Annotated in this window: 10 protein-coding genes; 4 read left to right on the forward strand and 6 right to left on the reverse strand. The window is 57.5% G+C overall.

Annotated features, from left to right (window positions below; translation table 11 throughout):
* Positions 1–14 precede the first annotated feature (14 nt).
* Both Q0796_RS07105 and Q0796_RS07110 read left to right on the forward strand, forming a co-directional pair.
* Positions 15–1538 carry an AAA family ATPase gene (locus tag Q0796_RS07105; RefSeq protein ID WP_298441483.1) on the forward strand — a complete coding sequence of 508 codons (1524 nt, stop codon included), beginning with the start codon at positions 15–17 and terminating at the stop codon, positions 1536–1538.
* On the forward strand, positions 1538–2674 hold the full coding sequence (locus Q0796_RS07110) for a general secretion pathway protein GspB (protein WP_298441484.1): 1137 nt from the start codon (positions 1538–1540) through the stop codon (positions 2672–2674). Before Q0796_RS07105 ends, Q0796_RS07110 begins: the two co-directional genes overlap by 1 nt.
* A 97-nt stretch (positions 2675–2771) precedes the next feature.
* Here the strand turns inward: Q0796_RS07110 and putA are convergent, their stop codons facing one another.
* The 4 genes from putA to Q0796_RS07130 all read right to left on the reverse strand — a co-directional run bounded on the left by putA (position 2772) and on the right by Q0796_RS07130 (position 8948).
* Positions 2772–5933 (reverse strand): bifunctional proline dehydrogenase/L-glutamate gamma-semialdehyde dehydrogenase PutA, encoded by a 3162-nt coding sequence (gene putA, locus Q0796_RS07115; protein ID WP_298441486.1) that lies wholly within the window; start codon positions 5931–5933, stop codon positions 2772–2774.
* Positions 5934–6232: 299 nt separating this feature from the next.
* Positions 6233–6844 carry a TIGR04211 family SH3 domain-containing protein gene (locus Q0796_RS07120; protein WP_298441488.1) on the reverse strand — a complete coding sequence of 204 codons (612 nt, stop codon included), beginning with the start codon at positions 6842–6844 and terminating at the stop codon, positions 6233–6235.
* A gap of 116 nt (positions 6845–6960) precedes the next feature.
* A complete protein-coding gene (locus Q0796_RS07125; protein WP_298441490.1) occupies positions 6961–8229 on the reverse strand; it encodes an inorganic phosphate transporter in 1269 nt (422 codons plus the stop codon).
* Between the two features lie 41 nt (positions 8230–8270).
* Positions 8271–8948 carry a TIGR00153 family protein gene (locus Q0796_RS07130; RefSeq protein WP_298441492.1) on the reverse strand — a complete coding sequence of 226 codons (678 nt, stop codon included), beginning with the start codon at positions 8946–8948 and terminating at the stop codon, positions 8271–8273.
* Positions 8949–9176: 228 nt separating this feature from the next.
* On the opposite strand from Q0796_RS07130, the gene Q0796_RS07135 reads away from it, so the two are divergent.
* On the forward strand, positions 9177–10073 hold the full coding sequence (locus Q0796_RS07135; protein WP_298441494.1) for a CYTH domain-containing protein: 897 nt from the start codon (positions 9177–9179) through the stop codon (positions 10071–10073).
* 49 nt (positions 10074–10122) lie between these two features.
* Here Q0796_RS07135 and Q0796_RS07140 read toward each other — a convergent pair whose 3' ends face one another.
* Positions 10123–10572 (reverse strand): potassium channel family protein, encoded by a 450-nt coding sequence (locus tag Q0796_RS07140; RefSeq protein WP_298441495.1) that lies wholly within the window; start codon positions 10570–10572, stop codon positions 10123–10125.
* Positions 10573–10675: 103 nt separating this feature from the next.
* Positions 10676–11578, reverse strand: coding sequence for a DUF350 domain-containing protein (locus Q0796_RS07145; RefSeq protein ID WP_298441496.1), 903 nt, complete (start codon positions 11576–11578; stop codon positions 10676–10678).
* A 163-nt stretch (positions 11579–11741) separates the two neighbouring features.
* On the opposite strand from Q0796_RS07145, the gene glnE reads away from it, so the two are divergent.
* Positions 11742–14594: a bifunctional [glutamate--ammonia ligase]-adenylyl-L-tyrosine phosphorylase/[glutamate--ammonia-ligase] adenylyltransferase gene (gene glnE, locus Q0796_RS07150; protein ID WP_298441498.1), complete on the forward strand. Its 2853-nt coding sequence runs from the start codon at positions 11742–11744 to the stop codon at positions 14592–14594.
* Positions 14595–14597 lie beyond the last annotated feature (3 nt).

A 14597-nucleotide genomic window follows, 5' to 3' on the forward strand; every position in this document is an offset into this window, starting at 1 on the left:
TGCAGTGTATCCCCATGTATAAAGGGTTTTATGGGCTTAACGAGAGCCCGTTTTCCATCGCCCCCAATCCGGCCTTTCTGTTTTTAAGTGATCGTCACCGCGAAGCCTTGGCGCACCTCACCTATGGCTTGGGTGAAAATGGCGGTTTTGTGCTGCTTACCGGCGAAGTCGGCACCGGCAAAACCACGGTATCGCGCACGCTGTTTGCGCAGCTGCCCGAGGACGCCGATCTGGCCTTTATCCTCAACCCCGCGTTAACCCAGTTGGAGTTGCTTGCCACGGTGTGCGATCAGCTGCACATCGCGGTACCAGAGCAACCCACCTTAAAGCAGCTAACCGATAAAATTGCTGAGTACTTGCTGGCGAATCATCAGCGCGGTCGTCGCACCTTGCTGGTGATTGACGAAGCCCAACATTTGGCGGCCGAAGTGCTGGAGCAGCTGCGCTTATTGACCAACCTTGAAACCGACACGCGTAAGTTGCTGCAGGTGATCTTAATCGGTCAGCCGGAACTGCAAGCGCTGTTGCGGCGGCAAGAGCTGCGGCAGTTGGCGCAGCGGATCACCGCCCGCTACCACCTGTTGCCATTGAATTTGGATGAAGTGGCCGCTTACGTTAGCCACCGTTTGCATGTGGCGGGGCGAGCGCAACCGCTGTTTAAGCGCAGTGCCATTAAGGCGCTGCATCAGCAAAGTGACGGGGTGCCGCGGATCATCAATTTGATTTGTGAGCGGGCCCTGATGGGCGGTTATGGTCAGCAAAAGCCGCAGCTCGGTGGTGACGACATCGAACGCGCTGCTGCGGAAGTGTTGGATCGGCCAATGCGCGCGTCGCGTCGCTGGCCATTGTGGGCCGCCACTGCATTGGCTGGGATCACTGGGTTTGCTGCCGCGTACGCCTTAACGCCAATGGCGCCAGTGCCCCCAGTGGAGGCACCTGCGGCCAGCATTAGCCTGCAGGATCACCCTAGCAGCGAGCTGCAATCGTTGCAGGCGCTGTTTTACCGTTGGCAGCAACCGTTGCCCGCCACTGATCCTTGCGGTTATGCCGCGGATTACGGCTTGGCCTGTTTAAGCGACAACGGCAGCTGGCAGCAGCTGTTGCAGTTGAATCGGCCAGCGATGATCCGCTTCAGTGACGAAACCGGGCAAACTCGCTTTGGGGCGCTGTTGCAGCATCAGGATCAGCGCTGGCTGCTGCAGCTTGGAGAGCAGCAACTGTGGCTGTCGCAGCAATGGTTTATTGAACACTACCAAGGACAATTTACTTTATTGTGGCAACCGAATGCGCAGCTGCCGAATCTGATCGGGCCGCTGGCTCCGTTGACGCAGCTGCAGTGGTTGGAAAACCGCTTAGCGCAGGTGCAGCAACGATCGGCGCGATTGCTGAGTCGTTTTGATCAACCCTTAGAGCAGGCATTACGGCAGTTCCAACTTGCCCAAGGGTTGCAAGCGGATGGCTTGGCCGGACGACAAACCTTAGAGCGGCTGACGCTGCTGGCCAGCACTGGCCCCACCCTGACGCAGGAGACGCGCTAATGTCGATGCTTTTAGATGCGGTGCAACGACAGCGCCACAGTGAAGCCAATCAAGATCCGGCGTTAGCGGCGATGCTGCCACGCCAGCCGAAGTCGCGCCAATGGCCATGGCCGTGGCTGTTGCCGCCGCTGGCACTGCTGCTGGGCGCGGCTGCGGGATGGGGTTGGCAACAATGGCAGCACAGCCAAGCGTTAGCACAGCAAGAAGAGGCGCCATCGGTGCCCGCCTACGCGACGTTGGCCGCGCGGGTGTCGATGCCACTGCCGGTGCAGCCCCGCTCAGATCAGCTGCAGCTGCAGCCGTCGCCGTCAGCCGGAACCGCGCTTGAATACGTTGCGGCCAGCGATACCATGCGTCCGACACCCGCCGCCATGCAGGCCGCGCCAGCGTCGAGCGCGACTCCGGCCAGCAACAGCAGCCCGCTTAATCACAGCACGACGGCAACGGCGGTGGCTGAGCCGAGCAACGCGAATGCGGATCCACAATTATTGGCGGCGTTAGAGCAGGCGGTTGCCGAAGTGGGCGGGGTAACGCCGGAACCAAGCCAGCCAGCCCCATTGGCTGCCGTTACTGAGCCGCTGGCTGAGTCGGCATCGCCAGCAACGGCTCAAGCCGAAGCCGAGCCCGCAGTTCGGGCCAGCACGACCGAAGCGGTTGCCGATCCGGCGGCAACGGATCTGGCGGCGATAGTGGCGAGGTTAGAGCAACAATTGGCGGAGCCAACCACAGCAACAACGAATACGATCCCAGCGCCGGTTGAACCACAGGGCAAACACGACGCCGCCGAGCAGGTGTTGTCAGCCAAGCAGCAGCAAGCGTTGCAGCAGGCACTGGCGGATGCTGGGATGGACAGCCCAGCGGCGATTGCGGCCACGACGCCGCCGCTGCAACCGAAGGCCATTCCGAAACTTGGGCAGATGCCGTGGTCGTTCCAAAAACGGTTGCCGGATCTGGACGTTACCGCCCACGTGTACGCTTCTGAAGCCAACAAAAGCTGGTTACGGGCCAACGGTCGTGAGCTGCAAGAGGGCGATGAAGCCGCGCCAGGGTTGAGGATTAAGCGGATCCTGCCGAACGAAATTGTGTTGGAGATGGATAACCAAGCGTTTCGCATTCCGGCGTTAGGCAGCCTGTAGCAAGCGTAAACAGAAAAAGAAAAACCGCGCCAGCAGTCTGTTGGCGCGGTTTTTTCTGGCTGCTGCGCTTGGGGCAACAGGGGCAGCGGGTTAACGGTTAGCCGTCACCGAGAGACAACAAGGTGGCGTTACCACCGATGGCGGTGATGTTATTGCTGATGGTTTTTTCGGTCACAAAGCGGGTGAGGTAATGTGGCCCACCGGCCTTGGGGCCCGTGCCCGACAGCCCTTGGCCGCCAAAGGGTTGCACCCCAACCACCGCCCCAATCTGGTTGCGGTTGATGTAGGCGTTGCCCACATTGGCGCGATTGGCGATCTGCAGCGCTAAGCCTTCGTTGCGGCTGTGAATGCCCAAGGTTAAGCCGTAGCCACTGCCGTTGATCTGATCGATCACCTGTTGCAACTGGCCTGATGGGTAACTGATGACGTGTAAGATCGGGCCAAATTGTTCTTCCTTCAGCTGAGACAGGCTGTCAATTTGCACCGCCGTTGGACTAACAAAGTGGCCACGCAGTTCGCTTGGCACTGGGGTTTGTCCCAGCAGTTTGCCTTGTTGGCTGATCTGCTCGATGTGGGCATTGAGCTTGGCTTTGGCGTTGGCGTCGATCACGGGGCCGACATCGGTGCTGAACTGCGCCGGATCGCCAATGCTTAACTGCGCCATTGCCCCTTCCAGCAACGACAGCATCCGTGGGGCCACATCCTCTTGCACAAACAACACCCGCAAGGCACTGCAGCGCTGGCCGGCACTTTGGAAGGCGGAATGGACCACATCGGTGATCACCTGCTCTGGCAGAGAGGTGGAGTCAACGATCATCGCGTTTTGGCCACCGGTTTCGGCAATCAACGGGGCGATGGCGCCATCTCGTGCCGCCAAGCTGCGGTTGATGTGTTTGGCGGTGGCGGTCGAGCCGGTAAAGCAGACGCCGGTGATACGTTCGTCGCTGGTCAGGGTTGGGCCAATGTCACGGCCAAGCCCTGGCAACAGCTGCAAGACATCGCCTGGGATCCCCGCTTGGTGTGCGAGTTCGGTGGCACGAAATGCAACTAAGTTGGTTTGCTCGGCGGGCTTAGCAATAACGCAGTTACCGGCGGCCAAGGCGGCGCTCACTTGGCCTAAGAAGATCGCCAAGGGGAAGTTCCACGGGCTGATGCACAAGAAGGTGCCGCGCCCTTGCACCAGCAGTTGATTGAGCTCGCCGGTTGGCCCCGGCAGGGTGCTGGCTTCGCCCATCAGCTTGCGCGCTTCAATGGCGTAGTAACGGCAAAAGTCCACCGCTTCACGCACTTCATCAATGCCATCTTGCAGGCTTTTACCTGCTTCCCGAGTACAGAGCGCGATCAGCTCAACCCGATGCTGTTCCAGCAGATCCGCCAGTTTATCGAGGGCGCTGGCGCGGGTGGCTACTGGGGTGTTATTCCAGCGCGGAAACGCTGCCGTGGCGTTGGCCAGTGCGGTTTCGATTTGCGCAGGGGTAGCAAAGTGGGCGCTGCCAACGGGGCTCAGATCCTGCGGGCTTTGCACTGCCACGGCTGGGCCCTGTGGTGCCGCTTGGCCGCCAATAACAGGGGCCGCTTGCCATTGGGTCTCCGCAAATTGCGCCAGCTGCTGATAAAACGGTTTGGACTCGGAGTGGATATTGAGGTTGAGGCCACGGGAGTTAACGCGATCTGGGAAGATCTGCTTTGGCTGCACAATCTTGTGGTTATTGAGGCTTGGGTAGCCTTGCAGCACCGGCAGTGGGTGCGCCACCAAGGTGTCGATTGGGGTATTGGGATCCACCAGCTTGTGCACAAATGAGGTGTTAGCGCCATTTTCCAGCAGACGTCGCACCAAGTACGGCAGCAGATCTTTGTGGGCGCCCACTGGCGCGTAGATCCGCACCTTCATGCCCGCGTGCTGGCCTAATAAGGTGTCGTACAGCTCTTGTCCCATGCCGTGCAGGCGTTGGAATTCAAAATCACGGCCTGCGGCCATGGCCAAAATGGTGGCGGCGGTTTGGGCGTTATGGCTGGCAAATTGCGGGTAGATGTTGCCCCGGGTGTGCTCGCTTAACAGATAGCGAGCGCAGGCCAAGTAAGACACATCGGTACCGGCTTTGCGGGTGAACACGGGGTAGGCATCGCTGCCGGCCTGTTGGCACCACTTCAGCTCGCTGTCCCAGTAGGCGCCTTTGACCAAGCGCACTGGGATCAGATCCCCTTGCTCTTGGGCAAGGGTGTTGATCCAAGTTAGCACGGGCAGGGCACGCTTTGAGTACGCCTGCACCACTAAGCCAAGATTGCCCCAGCCTTTGCAATCGCTGTGGCGATAGATGCGCTCAAACAGCTCTAACGACAGCTCCAGTCGATCCGCTTCTTCGGCGTCAATCGAGATCCCCACATCCAGCTGCCGAGCTTGACGCACCAGTTGCAAAACGGTGTCGCGCAGCTCGGTTAGCACACGGGCGCGGTTGGCCACTTCATAGCGTGGGTGCAGGGCCGACAACTTGATCGAGATGGTGGGTCTTGGGGCGTCGTTGGGGTCGAACTGCTGCGCCCCTAAAGCGGTGATGGCGTTGGCGTAATCGGCAAAATATTTGTCGGCGTCGGCCTGGGTTAACGCGGCTTCCCCAAGCATGTCGTAGGAGTGGCTGTAACCGAGTTTGCGGTTATCGCGGCTGTGTTTCAGGGCTTCGTTGATGTCGCGCCCCAGCACAAACTGGCGGCCCATGATCTTCATCGCGGTGTACATTGCTTGGCGGATCACCGGCTCGCCGACGCGATTCACTAAGCGCCCCAGCAGCCCCGCTGGCTTGTCGTCTACCGACTTGTCTAACGTGACGATTTTGCCGGTGAGCATCAGGCCCCAAGTGGAGGCATTCACCAGCAACGAATCGGAGCCCTTCAGGTGTTTGTTCCAGTCGGCACCAGAGAGCTTATCTTCAATCAGCGCATCGGCGGTGGCGGGATCGGGAATGCGCAGCAGCGCCTCCGCCAAACACATTAAGATGATCCCTTCTTGAGTCTCCAAACTGTATTGCTGCAAGAAGGCATCAATACCAACGCTGAGCCCTTTTTTATCGAACTTACGCACGTCGGCCACCATCTGATGGGCCTGAGCGGTAATCGCATCAATGTTATCGCTTGGCACCAATGGCATTAATTGCTCTAGGTAAGCGGCTTCATCAACGCCATAGTTGGCGCAAACAAGTTCGAAACGCTCGGCAAGAGTTAGGCTTTGGCTTTGTGGTTCCAGTACGCTGCTGGCTTGAAACATGGGGTGATCCTCACTGAAACGCACTGCGAGAGTGCGGGTCCTTTTTGTATACAATCTCCAATATACATCGCAGTATACTTTGAAATTGTGACCTAAAACAGAGGTGCAGGCGCAAGTGAAAGTAGATCGTTCAGAAAAGTATTTGAAAGGTTAATGCACAAAAAATGGCGGTGGGATTGATAACGGCAGTGTTCAAACCAAGCCGTAACGGAGTGGCGTGTGGCAGCGCTGAGCGGCAGCTGGATTTTAGCCAAAAAAAACGGCACCCGAAGGTGCCGCTGAGCTGAGCACGGAGGCGATCAGCGAATGTAATTATGATCTTTGCGACGGCGACTTGGGCGTGGCAAAAACGGCACAATCAAGCCCACCAGTAAGCCGATGCCGGCGATCAGGCCACCCTGCTTTAGCCATACAAAGCGCTCGCTGTTTTGCATCGAGTTCATCTGTTCGGTCAGCGCCGCGTTGCTCTGCTCTAACTCGTTAATGCGAATGGCTTGTTGCTCTACCCGCTGCCGCTGCGCTTGCAGTGAGCTGGTGCTGGCTTGCTGATCGTTGTCGTAACGTTGCGTCAGCAGCGCCAGTTCGCCTTTGGTTTGCTCCAATTGCGCTTGGGTCGCACTCAGCTGTTGCTGGGCTTGGGGCAGCAAGGTGCGGAAGCTGGCTTTGTTGGCCAAGTTGCGGGTTAGCACCCAGCCTTGGCGCGCTTTCCCGTCTTCGACTTTGCTGTAATCGCCAGACACCTCGTTTAGGGGCTTGACGGCATCACCGGCACGAATGGTGCCAAGGATGCGATATTTGTTGCTCGGGCCAGCCAGCAGATAGACATTGATGTCTTCGGTGATGGTCAGCTCTGCGGCAGAGGCGCTAAGACTAACTAGTGCAAGCAGCGCCAGGCTAATGCGTTTTAACATAGTGTGAATACCCTTTAAATTGCCCGCCCATGCTATGTAATTGAGGCAACAGGCACAAGCGAGTAGGCACAAAAAAAGGAGCCCTATGGCTCCTTTTTCGCTAGCAAACTGTTGCGTTATTGCAAGGTTATGCGAATCAACTGGAAGAACACGATAGAAAGTGCTGCCCCCGCGGGTAGGGTGACTACCCAAGAGATCACAATGTTACGCACCACGCCTAAGTTCAAGGCGGCAATACCACGGGCCATGCCCACACCCAGCACCGCACCAACCAGAGTTTGAGTGGTGGAGATTGGCAAACCAGTACCGGAAGCAATAACAACGGTGGAGGCGGCAGCCAGCTCAGCGGCAAAGCCACGGCTAGGAGTCAGGTGGGTGATCTTGTTACCGATGGTGGCGATAACGCGCTTACCCAACAGTGCCAGACCCAATACGATACCAAAGGCGCCCAGTGGCAAAATCCACCATGCGAGAGGCGCTTTGTCTGGAATGTCACCGCCGTGGCTAACAATGGTTACGACCGCAGCCAGTGGCCCAATCGCGTTCGCAACGTCGTTGGAACCGTGGGCGAAGGCCATGCAACAGGCGGTCACCACCATCAGCAGAGCAAACACTTTTTCCACGTTAGCGAATTGGGTATGTCGATCCGCTTGTTGATCAAACTTCATCCGGTTGATGGCAACTTTACCCAGCATGCCAACAACGGTCGCGGCCAAGATAGCTAAGCCGTAGGCTTCCATATTATCGAAGTGCAGACCCACGTGCTTCAGGCCTTTCTTGATGGTAACCAACGACATTACAAAGGCGGCTAATGCCATGTAGAACGGCACGTAGCGCTTAGCGTTGTTGAAGGGGGAGTCCGTATCGAAGATCAGCTTCTGGGCGCTTTGGAATATCACAAACGCGATAAAGCCCGATATGGCTGGGGTAACAACCCAAGAGCCAACGATGCCAGCGACTTTGGCCCAGTTAACCGCGTCCATGCCAACACCAACGGCGGCAAAACCAATGATGGCACCAATGATGGAGTGGGTGGTGGATACCGGCCAGCCTAGGTAGGAAGCGGCAATCAGCCAGATCCCTGCGGCCAAGAGAGCCGAAATAAAGCCGTAGACCAGCAGTTCTGGGGTGTCAGCAAAGTGGGCACCGTCAATGATGCCCTTACGAATGGTATTGGTTACTTCACCGCCGGCCAAATAGGCCCCAGCAAATTCAAATACCATCGCAATGATGATCGCTTGTTTGATTGTTAGCGCACCGGAACCAACCGATGTACCCATTGCGTTGGCCACGTCATTGGCACCAACGCCAAATGCCATCAAAAAGCCAAACAAAGCCGCAGCCGCGATGAGCCACGGGCCGTAAGTTACTAGAACTTCAACCATGGAAGAGCCTATTTATGAACCTAAAAGTTAACCTGGATTGGTTAGGTACGAGCCAGCATCAATTCCAGTCGAGCACCAACGCGCTCGGCCAAATCCGCTAAATCGCCGATCCATTCCAAAATTTTGTAGAACACCATCACGTCGATTGGATTCAGATCTTTTTCTAATGAAAACAGCTGACGGCGTAAGGTTACCTGCATTGAATCGGTATCATCTTCGATAGCGTCCAATTGCTGGATCAGTTCGTGCACGATGGTCACTTCACGACCACGGAAACCGCTTTCTAGCAGATCATCCAGTTCGTTGATCGCTTTTTGGGCGTGGTGCACGGCATCAACACAACGCTGCACGTAGGCAACGAAGTTTTCTTGCATCAATTCGGGTACTTGGGTTTGACGACCGATAACACGACCGGCGATGTCTTTGGCTTTATTGGCAATCTTGTCTTGCTGGGTCACAATTTCCAGCAGATCGGTACGCTGCACGGGCATGAAGATGCCACTTGGCAGGCTCATGCGAATTTCGCGCTTGAGTACATCGGCTTCATGTTCGTGAGAGCTGATCTGACGCTGCAGGGTTTCCGCTTCTTCCCAACGGTTGTCGATAACCGCGTTGAAGAATGGCACCATCAGAGTGGCAGCTTCACTGATCTTGTCGATGTGCTGCTCAAGAGGTTTGATCGGCGACTTCGCGAAGACGCCCAAAAAATTTACCGGCATAGCCTTAGTTCCTGCTTTGGAGCCCTAAGTTAGGCGAGCGAATCATACCCACCTGAAATGGAATCGCAAGGTCAATTCTTGCAACTGCACTGCCACATTTTATTCCATGTAACAGCGCTTCGGTGGATTATCGAATTGCGCGAATCCTATGGCAGAAATATGACAGCGATATTACAGGTGAAACGTTATTGTCATTTGGCTGAAATTTGATTTTAAAATTAAAGTGTTATGGAAATCGAGATAAAACTCTTACTGGCGCCAACTGGCGCATATAAACGGGTCTGTGATTGGCAGTTACCCAGTCAATTACAGCAGCAGCGCACGGATCTGCTCGGCAATATTTATTTTGACACGCCGGCGCAAACGTTGCGCAAATTAGACATGGGCTTGCGGATCCGTCGCCGTGGCACTCAGCGAGAAATGACTTTAAAAACGGCGGGTAAGGTGTGTGGCGGGCTGCATGCGCGTCCCGAATACAACGTGGATGTGGCCGCCGAACGGCCGGATCTGAGCTTGTTTGAGTCCGGCTTATTTAGCCCCGCCGAGGTGGCGCGATTGAATGCCGAACTGGTGCCGTTGTTCGCCACCGACTTTGAACGGCAGCAAGGGGTGCTGCAGATAGCGGACGCCACCGTTGAATTGGCACTGGATCAGGGCAGCATCAGCGCCGAAGGGGCCGAGTTAACCATCGCCGAGCTGGAACTGGAGTTGATCGAGGGGGAAGCCAAGGCGCTGCTGCCCTTGGTGGCCACCTTGATGCAGCAACAGCCGTTGCGACTGGGGTTGGACTCGAAAGCGGCGCGAGGCTATCGCTTAGCGCAGTTGCAAGCCCCCGCCGCCATCGCGACTCGGTGGCCAGCCAGTGCCGATGGGGTGCTATCGGCGTGGCAACGCAATGAAGAGCGGCTGCTGGCAGGGGAAATCGCGGCACTGGCGCCATTACTGCAGCTGTGGCAGCAAGCCCAGCACTGGCTTGATGGCAGCGAGCAGCAGTGGCTGGCGCAGGCGCAGCAGCAATTGCAGTGCGGCGACAATGGCAGTGAGGCGTTAGCGCGGCTGTTGCAGCAACCGCAGTATGGCTTATGCCAGTTAGCGTTATTACGGGCATGGTTGCTGCAAGAATGAGCTGGGCTTGGCTCTTCAGTGGGGTTGAGTGTCAGCCGCTGACGCCGGCTTAAGCGTTGGGGGATTGCTCTAAGAGCTTATCGAGCTTGGCTTCCAGCGCCGTCACCTTATCGAGGATGGCGGCGTTTTGCTGGCGCAGCTCGCGGTTTTTAACGTTGGTGTCGCTAAAGCCAAACATGCGGGTGGCGAACATGGCACCAATGCCGCCCAAAATGCCCACCCCTAGGCTGAACATGATGATCGCCATAACACGACCACCAACGGTAACCGGATAAAAATCCCCAAAACCAATGGTGGACGAGGACATCAACATCAGCCACACCGCATCGCTGTAGCTTTCGACATTGGCCCCTTCAGCGCCCACCTCAAACAGATAGGTGAAGTAGCCTAAGCCGCAACACAGGGTCACCATGGTGACGATGGACGCCAACAGCAGTGGCTTCAGATTGTAGTTCTTAACGCCGTATTCATCCACGCTGTACAGCTTGGATCGTTCCATTACGTTTTTCAAAAGTGTGGCCATGGTTATCTTGCGTGAATTTGATTTAAAAAAGGAAGTCAGTGAGCACGTTACCCGCTTCGCTTGCCCAAGCAAAGTGGATTCAGAGCAGGTGGTTCAACAGGTAAGCGGCGGCAAACACCAACGCCCCCTCCAGTGCCGCGACCCCAGCATTGTTTTGCAGCTCAATCTCTTCGTTAACGTGGACCTTGGCCAGCACCAAGCGCCGCAGCAGGGTTGAAAGCACGATCAACATAATGATTTTGCACAGCGACAGCACAAACCACAGCCCCAAATTAGAGAGTGGACTTTGTTGCTGAAACAGCGGCGACATTGAACTGGAATGCATCAGTAAGCCGCACGCCAGAAGGTAACCACTGTGGCGCAACGCCACCGGCAGGTGCCCCTGCGCCAACGCGTGTTGCAAGCTGCCGCCTTGATTGAATTTGGCAAAGCGCGACTCCAACACGCGGCTGATCAGCACCAGCAGCCCTAAGGCGGCAACAAAGTTGACGATCAGCATCGGCGCGGTGCCCCAGTGGCCCACATTCACCCACTGCATGCTGCCCTTGAGCACCAAGGCGATGGCGCAGGCCACGGCCGCATCCACAATCGACACCGGCACATTGCCCGCTAAGATCAGCTCGCGCTTATCAAAATGGTGCAAGCCCCATTTGTCGTAGCTCCAACGGCCTAACCGGATCAGCAGCAAGGCGCTGATCCCCACCACCGCCAACCGCAACGCGTGCTGCAGCGGTTGCGACACCTCGTTCAACAAAAACACCCCCGACAGGGCGATCGCCAGCGCGGTGATCCCACCCGCCACACTGATGCCAAAAGCAACGTTGTCGCGCTCGGCCAGCTCCTTGGTGCTGTCCACCCCGCTGAACCAGCCGTGGCTGAAGCGAGCCACCACAAAAAGCAGCAGTACCACAATAAGATCAATTGCTTGCAATATAAGTTGTTGTGGCGTGCGCCAGCTACTGAGTAGCTCCAAAGTGTCCATGTTCAATCCTTGCTGTTGAGGGCGGCTGCGATCATGGGGATCGCGCTGGGTTTCGTGGCCGCCACACAGTATTCGCTTCTCTGTAGTAGGCGAGTGTACCTAAGGTTGGTAAAGTGGCCTCTGCTTTTTTGCATCAGTTTTAGGTTAAACAAGGCGTTAGATAATGACCAGCGTGCCAACGGATCCGCAACTTAGCCCGGCCCTGCAAGCGCAAGCCGAACGATTTTGGTCGCGCTTGTGCCCAGACACCCTTGCCCAGCTGAACGGCCACGACCGCGATCAGATCTGGCGCTTACTGGGGTTGTCCGAGTTTGTCGGCGGGGTGCTGGCGCGGGATCCGCAGTGGCTCGCGCAGCTGTGGGGGCAACACCAACTGCAGGTGGCTCAGCGCCAGCACGATTACCCGTCGCAATTGGCGCAGCAGTTGAGCCAGTGCGACAGCGAACCGGCCGCCGCCAAAGTGTTGCGTCGTTTTCGTAACCGCGAACAATGCCGCATCGCCGCTCGAGATCTGCTCAATATGGCGTCGCTGGAGGAATCCCTTAGCCACCTGTCGGCGCTGGCTGAAGCGGTGGTGATCGCCGCGCGGGATTTTGTGATTGCACTGCAAGCCCCCGCTTGGGGCCGCGCCTGCAATGACGCGGGAGTGGAGCAGCCGCTGTTGATCCTCGGCATGGGCAAGCTGGGCGGACGCGAGCTTAACTTCTCGTCGGATATTGATCTGATCTTTTGTTACCCAGAGCATGGCAGCACCGTGGGTGGCCGCCGCCAGTGGGATAACCAGCAATACTTCATCCGCATCGGCCAAAAGCTGATTAACCTGCTGGCCAAAACCGACATGGATGGTTTCTGCTATCGGGTGGATATGCGCTTGCGCCCCTTTGGCGAAGCGGGGCCGTTGGTGGTGTCGCTGGCGGCGCTCGAGGATTACTACCAAGAGCAGGGGCGAGAATGGGAACGTTTCGCCATGGTGAAGGCGCGGGTGCTGGGCAACGACGACGCCAATCAACAGCTGGAGCAGATGCTGCGGCCGTTTGTGTATCGCCGCTACTTAGATTACTCCGCCATTGATGCGCTGCGAAAAATGAAGGGGCTGATTGAAACCCAAGTGCGACGCCAAGCGATCCGCAACAACATTAAGCTGGGCGCCGGTGGCATTCGTGAAGTGGAATTTGTGGTGCAAAGTCACCAACTGGTGCGCGGCGGTCGCGAGCCGGGGCTGCGGCTGCAATCGTTGCAGCAGGCGTTGGCGGAATTGACCCGTCTAGGCATCTTGGGCGAGCACGACAAACTGCAGCTGTGGCAGGGCTATCAGTTGTTGCGGGCGGTGGAAAATCGGCTGCAGGCGTTGAACGATCAACAAACTCAAACCCTGCCCAGCGACGACGACAACTGGCTGCGACTGGCGTTGGCGATGGGCTGCAACAATGCCGGGCAGCTGCAGCAGCAGATCGACCACGCGATGAGCGCCATTCACCAGATCTTCCGCGCCACCATTGGCGACAGTGAAGACAGCGAACAGGAGTTAGGCGCACTGCCGTCGCTGTGGTTAGACGACAACAACAAACTGGAAGGGCCAGCGATCTTAGCCGAACAAGGGCTCGAGCCTGACTTGTGGCCGCAGCTGCAGCGCAGCCGCAGCGAGATGAAACAGTGCCGCTTGGGCCCCCGTGGCCGCGACACCCTTGATCGGCTGATCCCGCACCTGTGGCAAGAATTAGCCCAGCGCAACCAGCCAGACCAAGTCTGGCAGCGGTTGGAGTCGGTGTTGCTGCGGATCCTCTCGCGCACCACCTACTTAGAATTACTGCTAGAGAAAGCCGGCGCCCGAACTCAACTCGCCAACCTGTGTGCCGCCAGTCCGTGGATCGCCGCTCAGCTGGCCCGTTATCCCGTGCTGCTGGATGAACTGATTGATCCGGTGGCGCTGTATCAGCCGCTGCCAGAGCATGGCTACGGTGCCGAGCTGCGTGAAGCGATGCTGCGGATCAGCGACGACGATCTGGAACAACAGATGGAAGCGCTGCGCCAATTTAAGCAGGCGCAGCAACTGCGCATTGCCGCTGCCGACATCACCGGCGTGCTGCCGGTCACGCAGGTGAGCGATCACCTGTCGTGGCTGGCGGAAGCGATCATTGAAAAAGTGGTGGCGATGGCGTGGCAGCAGATCAGCGCGCGCCACGGGGCACCGGCGAATTTGGCCGACGGCGAGCGTGGGTTTGGGGTGGTGGCCTATGGCAAGCTGGGCGGCTTCGAGCTGGGCTATGGTTCGGATCTGGATCTGGTGTTTTTGCACCAAGCCGAGGTTGGCACCACCACCGGAGATAAGCCGATTGATGGCGGCCACTTTTACATCAAACTGGCGCAGCGGATCTTGCATCTGTTCTCAACCCGCACCGCCTCTGGGGTGCTGTATGAAGTGGACACCCGACTGCGGCCTTCGGGCAAAAGCGGCTTGCTGGTCAGCCAAATCGGCCGCTTTGAAGAGTACCAACGGCAAGAAGCGTGGACTTGGGAGCATCAGGCGTTATCACGGGCTCGCTATGTGTTTGGCGACGATGGCCTTGCCCAGCGTTTTGCCCAGTTACGGCGGCAGATCCTGATGGCGGACCGGGATCCGGCCACCTTGCAGCAGGATGTGGTGCAGATGCGGGTGAAGATGCGTCAGCATCTGGATCGTGCCGCTAAGGATCAGTTTGATCTGAAGCAGGGCGCAGGCGGGATCACCGACATTGAATTCATTACCCAATATTTGGTGCTGCGCTACAGCGCCCAAGCGCCGCAATTGCTGCGTACCAGCGACAATGCGCGGATGCTTAAGGCGGCGCTGCAAGCGGAGATCATCACCCCAGCTCAAGCGGATCTGCTGACCCATTGTTATCACCAGCTGCGCGACGACAACCACCATCGGGTCTTGGCGGGGCACAACAGCATTGTGCCACTGGCCCAGCGGCCTGCCTCCTGCCAAGCGGTTGAACAGCTGTGGCGGCAGTTGCTGCTGAACGAGACAGACTAAACG

The organism is uncultured Ferrimonas sp. (assembly GCF_947489035.1).
Lineage (GTDB): Bacteria > Pseudomonadota > Gammaproteobacteria > Enterobacterales > Shewanellaceae > Ferrimonas.

What these genes read in the sequence shown, in the direction of transcription:
- Q0796_RS07105 (WP_298441483.1), top strand. Translation starts at nt 15, where the DNA reads ATGTATAAAGGGTTTTATGGGCTTAACGAGAGCCCGTTTTCCATCGCC.
- Q0796_RS07110 (WP_298441484.1), top strand. Translation starts at nt 1,538, where the DNA reads ATGTCGATGCTTTTAGATGCGGTGCAACGACAGCGCCACAGTGAAGCC.
- putA (WP_298441486.1), bottom strand. Translation starts at nt 5,933, where the DNA reads ATGTTTCAAGCCAGCAGCGTACTGGAACCACAAAGCCAAAGCCTAACT.
- Q0796_RS07120 (WP_298441488.1), bottom strand. Translation starts at nt 6,844, where the DNA reads ATGTTAAAACGCATTAGCCTGGCGCTGCTTGCACTAGTTAGTCTTAGC.
- Q0796_RS07125 (WP_298441490.1), bottom strand. Translation starts at nt 8,229, where the DNA reads ATGGTTGAAGTTCTAGTAACTTACGGCCCGTGGCTCATCGCGGCTGCG.
- Q0796_RS07130 (WP_298441492.1), bottom strand. Translation starts at nt 8,948, where the DNA reads ATGCCGGTAAATTTTTTGGGCGTCTTCGCGAAGTCGCCGATCAAACCT.
- Q0796_RS07135 (WP_298441494.1), top strand. Translation starts at nt 9,177, where the DNA reads ATGGAAATCGAGATAAAACTCTTACTGGCGCCAACTGGCGCATATAAA.
- Q0796_RS07140 (WP_298441495.1), bottom strand. Translation starts at nt 10,572, where the DNA reads ATGGAACGATCCAAGCTGTACAGCGTGGATGAATACGGCGTTAAGAAC.
- Q0796_RS07145 (WP_298441496.1), bottom strand. Translation starts at nt 11,578, where the DNA reads ATGGACACTTTGGAGCTACTCAGTAGCTGGCGCACGCCACAACAACTT.
- glnE (WP_298441498.1), top strand. Translation starts at nt 11,742, where the DNA reads ATGACCAGCGTGCCAACGGATCCGCAACTTAGCCCGGCCCTGCAAGCG.